7 protein-coding genes are annotated in these 10305 nt (G+C 34.8%); 3 read left to right on the top strand and 4 right to left on the bottom strand.

What is annotated here, in order from left to right; all coding sequences use genetic code 11:
- Positions 1 to 306 precede the first annotated feature (306 nt).
- On the top strand, positions 307 to 1842 hold the full coding sequence (cobQ, locus tag ACKI2P_RS07790) for a cobyric acid synthase CobQ (protein ID WP_407376566.1): 1536 nt from the start codon (positions 307 to 309) through the stop codon (positions 1840 to 1842).
- 56 nt (positions 1843 to 1898) lie between these two features.
- Here cobQ and ACKI2P_RS07785 read toward each other — a convergent pair whose 3' ends face one another.
- Complete coding sequence (locus ACKI2P_RS07785; protein WP_407376565.1) at positions 1899 to 2630, bottom strand: class I SAM-dependent methyltransferase; 732 nt, start codon at positions 2628 to 2630, stop codon at positions 1899 to 1901.
- A 76-nt stretch (positions 2631 to 2706) separates the two neighbouring features.
- On the opposite strand from ACKI2P_RS07785, the gene ACKI2P_RS07780 reads away from it, so the two are divergent.
- Positions 2707 to 2949 (top strand): hypothetical protein, encoded by a 243-nt coding sequence (locus ACKI2P_RS07780; protein WP_407376563.1) that lies wholly within the window; start codon positions 2707 to 2709, stop codon positions 2947 to 2949.
- 91 nt (positions 2950 to 3040) lie between these two features.
- Here the strand turns inward: ACKI2P_RS07780 and ACKI2P_RS07775 are convergent, their stop codons facing one another.
- Positions 3041 to 4633: an ABC1 kinase family protein gene (locus tag ACKI2P_RS07775; RefSeq protein WP_407376561.1), complete on the bottom strand. Its 1593-nt coding sequence runs from the start codon at positions 4631 to 4633 to the stop codon at positions 3041 to 3043.
- An 8-nt stretch (positions 4634 to 4641) separates the two neighbouring features.
- Complete coding sequence (locus ACKI2P_RS07770) at positions 4642 to 6090, bottom strand: pectate lyase-like adhesive domain-containing protein (protein WP_407376559.1); 1449 nt, start codon at positions 6088 to 6090, stop codon at positions 4642 to 4644.
- 164 nt (positions 6091 to 6254) lie between these two features.
- On the opposite strand from ACKI2P_RS07770, the gene ACKI2P_RS07765 reads away from it, so the two are divergent.
- The gene (locus tag ACKI2P_RS07765) at positions 6255 to 8093 is read left to right on the top strand and encodes a YhgE/Pip family protein (protein ID WP_407376558.1); all 1839 of its coding nucleotides are present in this window, start codon (positions 6255 to 6257) and stop codon (positions 8091 to 8093) included.
- A gap of 218 nt (positions 8094 to 8311) precedes the next feature.
- On the opposite strand, the gene ACKI2P_RS07760 is transcribed toward ACKI2P_RS07765, so the two are convergent.
- Positions 8312 to 10186 (bottom strand): sensor histidine kinase, encoded by a 1875-nt coding sequence (locus ACKI2P_RS07760; RefSeq protein ID WP_407376556.1) that lies wholly within the window; start codon positions 10184 to 10186, stop codon positions 8312 to 8314.
- Between the last annotated feature and the right edge of the window lie 119 nt (positions 10187 to 10305).

Below are 10305 nucleotides of genomic sequence, written 5' to 3'. Positions count from 1 at the left end.
ATCGATTAAAATTAAAATTAAATAAAATAGATTTTAAAATAAATTAAATATTAAAAAAAACTATTTTCAAAATTAAATAAATTATATTTGAAAATAGGCAGTATTATATATCATCAAGATATATATTATTAATTAGAGATTTAATTATCAATAATTGAATCTTGTTATTCGTATTTGAAGGGGGTAATATACATTGTCATAGTCAGTCATTAATATGTAACCCCAGACAAGACAATCCTCCTTCAAATTAATTTAAAAATAACTCATTTTAAAATTATTTATAACATTAACCAAATATATTCTACCATGACTAAATGTATCATGGTTCAGGGAACCTCATCAAATGCTGGAAAAAGTATGCTCGTGGCGGCACTATGTAGAATTTACAGGAACAGAGGATATAAGGTAGCTCCCTTCAAATCCCAGAACATGTCCTTAAACTCATACACCACAAAGGAAAACGGTGAAATCGGAATTGCACAGATGCTTCAGGCGGAAGCTGCAATGGTTGAGCCAAGCATACATATGAATCCTGTTCTTCTAAAACCCAAAGGAGACTTTACATCAAACGTTATTATCCAGGGAAAATCCATCGGAGACATGAACTTTTATGATTACCAGCACAAATACCATGATACCGCTTTTGATGCAATAAAGGAAAGTTTTAAGATATTATCCGATGAATATGACATAATCATCATTGAAGGGGCAGGTTCACCTGCAGAGATAAACATGCGTGACCAGGACATTGCAAACATGGAAATCGCACACCTTGCCGATGCGAATGTTATTCTGATAGCAGACATTGAAATGGGAGGAGTATTTGCAGCTATTGCAGGAACATATGTTCTGCTTGATGATTATGACAGATCAAGACTCAAGGCAACTGTAATCAACAAATTCAGAGGCAATCTGGATATCCTAAAACCAGGTCTTGACAGAATCGAGGAAATTACCGGCGAACCTGTTCTGGGAGTCCTTCCATATGACGAGACACTGAAGCTGCCTGAAGAGGACTCAGCATCTCTTACCACACACGTTTTTGCACAGGACAAAGACATCACAATCGGCGTTATTCGCCTTCCTAAAATAGCCAACTTTACAGACATCGACCCATTCGAATACGAAGAGGATGTTGCGCTTAAAATGATTGGTGTAAATGATGATATCGGCGAAGTTGATGCGATAATCATACCTGGAACCCGTAATTCAACGGAGGACATGTATGCACTTCATAAAAGCGGCCTTGCAGACAAGATTATCGAAAAGGCATCTGAAATTCCAGTCGTTGGAATCTGCGGAGGCCTGCAGATTTTAGGTAATGTCATTCATGACGATGACAAACGTGAATCCAAACATGGTACATTAAAAGGTCTTGGACTTTTAGATATCGAATCTGAATTTTCAAGGGCTGGAAAAATTGTAACCCAATCAACTGCAACAGTTCCTGATGATTTAGACGGCATTGCAGGTGAAATGTTTAAAAATATTGCCGGTGAGGAAGTAACCGGTTATGAAATACATGAAGGAACAACAAAGCTATTAGGCTGTGATGCTTTATTTAACATCAAAAAAGGTCAGGGAAACAATGAGGAAGGCCTTGTTGACGGTGCATTCCAGGGAAACGTGTTTGCCACATACTTCCATGGCATATTTCACAACTACAATTTCAGAAGGGAATTCTTAAACCACATCAGAGTTAAAAAAGGTCTTGAAGCAAAACATGGTGAAGATCCATACGAAACCCAAAAGGATTATTCCCTTAACAGACTTGCAGAGATTGTTGAAGATAACCTGGATATGGACATAATAGATGAGTTAATATTTGGAAAAAAAGATTAATTTTAAAATAATAAAGTTAAAATCCAAAATATTTCAAATTTAGCTGTTGTGAATATTCATTTTTGGAGGATATAGAATACATAGCTGTAATCATCACTGTTTTTTCTGAAATGATTAATTTCCTTTTTTAGTTGTTTTACAAAATCCTTTGCAGAGGAATCCGATTTAATGGAGTTCAGATTTTCCTCCAGTTTATCATAATAATCCAGCCAGCAATCTTTTGGAATGGTCACATAATCAATAAAGTCATAACCTTCTTTTTCAATCTGTATGATTTTGTTTTCAATCGAATCGACTTCGGAGTAGATGTTTTTCCAGAATTTGACACTGCTTGAAGAAGGCTTTGAAATCCATGATAAATCTGAAATTATCATAAATCCGTTAGGCTTTAAAAGTCTTTTCCAATCATTTAAAGCTTTTTTAAAACCAATTATCTCACATGATGCCTCACAAAAGACTATATCAAATTCCTCGTTTGCAAAATCAGGATCTTTCATGTCCATAACATAAGTGAAAACCCTATCATGAAGACTGTTTTCATCGATTTTTTCATCCAAAACATCAACGTAATGTCTGAACAAATCAAAGGCTTCAACGATTGAGTTTTCAAAGTAATCTGCAAGAAGAATAGTTGATGAACCGACACCACATGCAATGTCCAATATGTTCAAATTATCCTTTTTGTCAAGGCCCGTTTTTTCAATTGCGGACAATGTCACTTCACTGTTGCCCGGAGATAGCCTATTCAAACCTTTGTAAGCCTCAAAAAAATACAGCGGAACATCCATAATATTAATTTAAATAGTATCATTTAAAAATGTTAACGAACATATTAATAAATACAATTTAATTGGAGATAAAATTATGATTGTAAACGTAAAAGCAACTAACAAATGTAACGGCGAAGTAATCTCTTTCGCTTTAGAAGGTGACAAAGACACAGGTTTCACATACGAAGGAACCCACATGCAAGAAGTAGCTGACAACAAAATCAGAGAAGTTTGTAACGGTTTAATCTTATTAGGTTCCCCTCTCTACACAATCAAATCCGGTGCTACCGAATGCATTGAAAACATGACTTTCGTTACCGAGATTACAGCAGAATAATTCTGCTTTCCTTTTTTTATTTTTTGCAGATTTCTATTTAAAAAAAAGCAACAAAAAATGTTATGAAGAAATAATTCTTCACAAACAATACTTATCTTAATACAAATTTCTTCATACCAATAATACTTAAGATTATAGCCATTATATAACCTATTAATGAAATTACAGGTATATCAAATATCCTTGGTCCAAAAGAAACAATTGAAGAACCTACTATAAGTGCAGACACAAGGGCTATAATTGAAACCTTATCAGTGATGTCCACTTCAAACTTAAATTGCAATTCTTCATTGTCAATCTTATGAATAGTTCTTGTAAGAAGTCTTGGCAATGCCTGAATCATATGCCCATACAAGATTGCACTGCTTTTTTTACCTCTTAAAAACTCCTTAGGATTAACTCTTTGTTTTGCAATTTGAGTAGCTACAGGCTTGATAGATGCGAAAACATCAATTTCAGGGTCAAGATTGTGTGCAACCGCTTCAATCATTGACAGTCCTCTTGCCATGGTTACAACTTCATTAGGAAGAATGACTCCATATTCCTGCATGAGCTTAAGCAGCGCTTCCAAAACACCATCGAAACGGTTTAACTGCACGCCGAAGTATCTTCCGAACAAATCATTCATGTCCCTTCTTAATGTGCTGGTATCAATATCATAATCCAATATGTCCATATACATCAATTGGTTTATCAATCCGTCAACATCCTGGTCTACAAATAACACCATTACTTCGGAAAGTTCACGTTTGAATTTTTCGTCAAAGAATCCCATCATACCCAAATCAAGATAACACAGGACATTATCTTCTAAAATCAGGATATTACCAGGGTGAGGGTCTCCATGGAAAAACCCATCAATAAACAGTTGCTGAAGATATGAATCAAGAACGGTTTTCGCCAGTAACTTTTTGTCGAATTCATCACTTGTACTTGCATAGACATCATTTAACTTTGTACCGTCAATGAATTCCATTGTTAAGACTTTAGATGTGCAATACTTGCCGTATGTAGCGGGGATATGAACTTTAGGATTGTCTTCAAAATTCAATTCGATACGCTGCATATTCATGAATTCATTATTGTAATCTATTTCCTTGTGAATTGAACGGTCAAATTCATCCATGATTCCCGGTAAATTTATTTTTCTTAGATTAGAATTCAGCTTATCAGCGCGGTTGGCAATATATTTCAATATTCTCAAATCAAGATCAATTTTATCAGTGATTCCTTCTTTTTGTATTTTTACAGCTACCCTTTCACCGGTAATCAGCCTGGCTTCGTGAACCTGACCAATGGATGCAGTTGCCAAATGTTGCTTGGAAAAGTCCTCAAATAAATCATCGATATTGCCGTTGAGTTCACGTTCAACTATTGCTTTAACCTGTTCATATGTAATAGCGGGATTATCATCCTGCAGGTTGGCCAGTTCATTGGCTATTTTTTCACCAACAATATCAGGTCTGGTACTTAACAGCTGTCCTAACTTAATAAATGTTGTTCCCAAATCCTGAAGCATCATTCTTAATTTTACAGGAATCTCATCATCCAATAACAGGCTAGGCCTATCCTCATCATTTTTGCGAATTTTGCTTTTTGCTGTTTGACCTAAAATTTCATCAAAGCCATATTTTTTTATAGCAAGTCTGATTTCACGCAAACGTTCTTTAGTTTCTTTATCCATGATATCCCCTATTTTTTAACTTTAGCGGTTTTTTTAACAATTAAATTGCTGTATTTTGCCTGATATTTTACTTTTTTACCGACTTTGAGTTTTTTAAGTATGGTTTTTTTGATTGTTAGTTTAGCAATACCGTTTTTATTGGTCTTTGCAGAGTATGTTTTTCCATTGAATTTGAATGTGATTTTTTTACCTTTAATCAGTGTTTTGCCTTTTGTTAGCTTTGCAGTCAAAACAAGTTTTTTGGCTGACTTTTTAACAGTGACTGTTTTTAGAGTAAGTTTCAAATAATTGAACACTGATTTTGTAGCTGTTCCACCATATATGTCACGGCCGTTTGAAGCCTTGTTTGCTTCAAATGTACATTTAACTGCCTTAGCTTCATGTTTGTCTGAAGATGAAGATTTAAATCCGTAAATTGCTCCACCTTTTGTGGCACTGTTTTTTGTGAATGTGGATGACTGAATAAGATTTTTGTAGTATTCAACTTGAGAAATCCATTTTTTATCCTTATCATAATGCCCTGAGTTGGCATGGCATTTAAAATAAACCGCACCACCATATTTTGAAGCGGAGTTGCTTGTGAATTTGGAATTTGTAATGTACAAGTCCTTATTTGCAAATACTGCTCCTCCTTTTTCACCTGCCTTGTTTGAAGTGAATGTGGATGATTTTATGTCAATGTTTCCGAATGCATAAACCGCTCCACCTCCACGGCCTTTTGCAACATTGCCTGTAAATACACATTTGTTGATATTATCATTTACAAGATTTAGAGTGAGATATGATGTGAAATTTCTAAGATAATCTATATTCCCATCCCTAATTGTATCATTTACTAAACTTACAAGGTCCGCATGCAACTTAAATGAAAGACAAAATATGGCTCCTCCATCACCATCAGCTATATTTTTAGTGAATTTGGAATTTTTACAATCAAGATGGCCGATTGATGCAACAGCTCCGCCTGCATATTTGGCATGATTGTTTGTAAATTCACAGTTGTCAAGTGTCAAATTAGCATAGTTAAAGATTGCTCCACCGTAAAAATCACTGTTGGCATTTGTAAATTTGATATTTTTAAGTGTGACAACATGATTTTTAATTAACCCCAATCCAATGAGGAAAATTCTTGATTTACCTGCACCGTCAAGAGTGTGGCCGTTTCCGTCAATTGTCAAATTCTTATCGATTTCAACTCCTCTTTTGATAACTTCCCCATTATATGTATAATCCTTATCCAAAGTAATTGTGGAACCTGATTTGGCAAGGAGAATCTTTAATTGCAACTCTGTGAAGTTTCCTGTATTTTCACTTAATATATCTTCATGTGTTGATTCAATTACATCCTCATTAACCTCTTCAAGTGTTTGAACTTCCCCATCACTATTTATAAGTGTATCGTTTAAATCACTTGCAGTAATATCCGCAACGCCAAACAATAAAATAATCAAACACATGAAAAAAAATATTTTTTTAAATTTCATATTCTAACCCTTATTTTTATTGTATTTAATTATATTTTTCTTCATATATTAATTAATACAATAAATATTTAACAAAATATTTAATTAATATCAAAAATAAAAATATTTCTACCTTTTTAATATAAATGAGGGATTTAATGAAATTAAGTGGATTAGGAAATATACGCGAAATAATGGTTCGTGACTTGAAGGGTGCGTTTTCAAATCCTATTGTAATAATCGTTTTGATAGGACTGATTATATTGCCTTCCCTTTATGCACTTTTAAATATTGAGGCATGCTGGGATCCATATGGAAATACTGGAAACGTCGAGTTTGCAATTGCAAACTTGGATAAAGGAGCATCCTTTGAGGGCACCAACATAAGCATTGGTGACGAACTGGTGAAAGATTTAAAAAAGAACGATAAATTTAGATGGGTATTTGTTACTGAAGATGAACTGCGTGATGGCGTTTATAAAGGCGATTATTATGCAGGAATAATAATACCTAAAAATCTGAGTGAAAATATTATTTCAATTACGACTGATGATCCTCAACAGGCAAAGCTTGAGTATGTTGTCAATATGAAAGCTAATCCGGTTGCGGCTAAGTTGACAGATACTGGTTCAAATACCGTTTACACTTCATTGAACGCTAAAATAGTTGAAATTATTAATCTTGCTGCTTATGGTAAACTTGGCGAATTGCAGGAAGGCCTTGCTGCAGGTGCCAGTCAGTTGTCCAGTGGTGGAAGTCAACTTCAGGCAGGTGCAGCTCAGGTATCTAGCGGAGCAAGTCAAGTTGCGTCCGGTGAAAGTCAAGTACAAGACGGTTCTGCAGCAGTTAAGAATGGTGCAAGCCAAGTCCAAAAAGGAGCATCTGCTGTAGATTCAGGTGCAAGCCAAGTTAAACAGGGTTCTTCAGCAGTTAAACAAGGTTCCAGCCAGGTTCAGCAAGGAGCTGAAGAACTGGATTCAGCAGTTGATCCATCATTAATTCCTGATGGCCCTATTAAGGAGTATACTGAGGGAGTTAGTGAGCTATCAGACGGTGCAAGTCAAGTGGCAGATGGTGCAAGCCAACTCGCAGACGGTTCTGTTGAACTGGCGGAAGGTTCATCAAAACTAGCTAAAGGATCAAGTGATGTTGCTGGTGGAGCAAGTCAGTTGGCTGACGGTTCTGTTGAACTGGCAGAAGGATCACTTGCACTTGCAGCAGGTTCACAACTACTTTCAAATGCAGCTGCTCAAGCATTGTTTACAGCAGCAGGCTCTTTAGGTGCATCCGCTAACCAGCTTGGAGCACTTACCGGAATCAATGAAACAATTCTTGGAGATTATTTCTATTCCCCTATAAAACTTGACAGAAATGAAGTTTTCCCTGTACCCGACTACGGTTCACAAGTCTCTCCATTCTATCTTGTTTTATCAATGTGGGTTGGAGGATTAATTACTTGCGCATTATTAAAACCAGGAGTCAGTTACAAAACAAAATACACTCCTCTTGAAATGTATGCAGGTAAATTAGCCCTTTTCAATATAATGAGTATTCTTCAAGTATGCGTAACCATTATCGGAGCACATATTTTAGGAATATATATTGCAAATGAGTTCCTCTTCATACTGTCGGCACTGCTTGTATCGGTGGTTTTCATGACCCTGATATACTCTTTAGTTTCTGCATTGGGAGATGTTGGAAAAGCAATAGCAGTTGTCCTGTTGGTTATTCAGATTTCAGGTACCGGAGGAATCTATCCGGTAGAAATTATGGCAAACTTTTTCAATACAATGAATCCTTACCTGCCGATGACCTATGCAATAACATTAATACGCGAAGCGCAATTGGGATTAGTCTGGTCAAATTACATTCCTGCATTAATCATACTACTCGCTATAGTTGTTATAACTGTCATTGTTTCAATCATTATTAAAGAAAAAGCAGATAAGGCAACACATTACTTTGAAAAACGTTTGGAAGACAGTGGACTGTTTTAAATATTTATGGGAAATTTTTCCCACTTCTTTTTATTTTTTAGATAAACTAAGTGACAATGAAAAACTATTTTAAAATTAAAATTATTTTTGTGAAAGCTAATGCATTAACAATTATGCTTCCAATTAACTAAAGTAACATTAAAGAGCCAAAATATACTAAAAAAAGAATTTAATGCAATTAGATATTCAAAATATCAAATTTGCATCAACTAATGATACTATCCGTGTATCGTATGTTTCATTTTTATTGGGAAAGTTAACTTATACTCAGTTCCATTCCTATATTCCACCAGTTCAATCTTACCGTCCAGCTGCTTGGTTAGATTCTTGATGATTTCGCATCCCAGATTTCTGGTGATTTTCTTAGGATCTTCAATACCTACACCATTGTCCTTGAATATAAGCTGAGCAGTATAATCATCGATTCGAGCAATCTTTTTAGTGATTCTTTTATCAGGAGCGTTTTTATCAGGGAACGCATGCTTTAGGGCATTCATATTCAATTCATCAACAATCAGCAATAAAGGTGTGATGACTTCAATTGTTAAAGTTAAATCCTCATCAACTTCAGATTCAAATTCAACACCATTTTTCAAACCGATTAAAGACCTAATCTGATTATCCTGATCATGGATAAACTCGTTTAGATTGATATTTTTAAAGTCATTTGTATTGTATGTCTTTTCATGCAGAAGCGCAAGTGATGTTAAGCGTGATTGCATATGGTCAATGATTACATCTGGCTGATCACGATATACCCTTTTCTCCAGATTTAAGAAACTGTTAAGAATCTGGAGGTTGTTTTTAACCCTGTGATGGACTTCCTTTATCAATACACTCTTGTGTTCATTAGCTTCACATAATTCAATTTGCTTTTTGCGCTCATCTGTAATGTCTGCTAAAAATCCAATACTATGAGAACTGTTAGAAAATTCAAAGCGTTCAATGTAAAGTTCACAGATTTTTTGATTGCTTTCATCGCCGCCGACATTGTATCTGAATGTTTCATCAATTCTATCCAGCTCACCATTTGCCAAACGGATAATCTTTTCTCTAGATTCGTCCTTTGCAATATTTATTAATAAATCACGGGAATGAATATATGTATTTGGATCTTCCTCTATAAAATAGTAAAAACCTTCTGAAAATTCATAATGCTTAGGATTCAATGGTTCAATTAGCAATGCCAGTTTTTTACTGTTTTTAAAACCGTTTAGTAAAAAATCAACAGGTTTTGTATCAGATTTTCTTGAATATTCAGTAACATCATTCATCAAACCGTAACGGCTAATGAGATTTCCATCCTCGTCAAAATTGGAATATAAATTAATTTCAATATATTTTAATTTACCATCGTCAGTTCTGATTCTGATGATATCTTCATGATGACTGGTGTCGGTATCCATGATATTCAGGATTCTTTCAATCAATTCCTGGTCTTCAGGAATGGCCAAATCAAATACGATGTTGTAGTAATCATCACGGTCCTCTCTTGGACGGTTTATGATGTTATATATCCCCTGTGTCCAGGTATATTTTGCTCCGACTCTGCGATAACTTCCTGTCTGGGTGAAATATTCCATCATGTTGACCTTATCTTCTGAATACTGAATCTTTTCAAGTTCATCTGAAGTTCCGGTGTCTGTATTGATATGGTCTGCAAAGAAAAAAATCCTATTCATTTCATAAAGGATTTTAACAAGGGTAATTTTTGAAACCTTCTCTTTACCGTAATAAAAAACATGAATCATTTTTGTTTGTTTAGTCTCATAAACCTCATGGAGATACTCATGAAAAATTTCATAAAATACCGGCGAAATCTTGCTTAGAAGTCTGCCCCTGACATCATCCAGTTGGAGATTTGCATGATTAAGTATAAATTCTCCAGCAGATTTTATAATAAAGTCATTTCCATCATTGTGAGGTATTAAAATGTTTACATCCATTGGAATATTGTTAATTAGCTGTGGAAACGGAACATCATCAACAATGAATTCAAGAGGTGTTGGATGGTACAATTCCTTTTCATCAAGGTCGAAAATACGGAGTTCATCAATATTTTCAAGTCTCCTATAATCTTTATACACTTTCATATTCAATTACCCTTCATTTTATTGATTATTACCATATAAAATAATACTTCCAACATGAAATCCCCAAATGAAAGATGCTCCTATGAAAAGTATTATTCATTATTATTAATTATTATTTT

The sequence above is a fragment of the Methanobrevibacter sp. genome (assembly GCF_045541095.1).
GTDB lineage: Archaea > Methanobacteriota > Methanobacteria > Methanobacteriales > Methanobacteriaceae > Methanocatella.
This window is presented reverse-complemented; position numbering and strand designations above follow the sequence as displayed.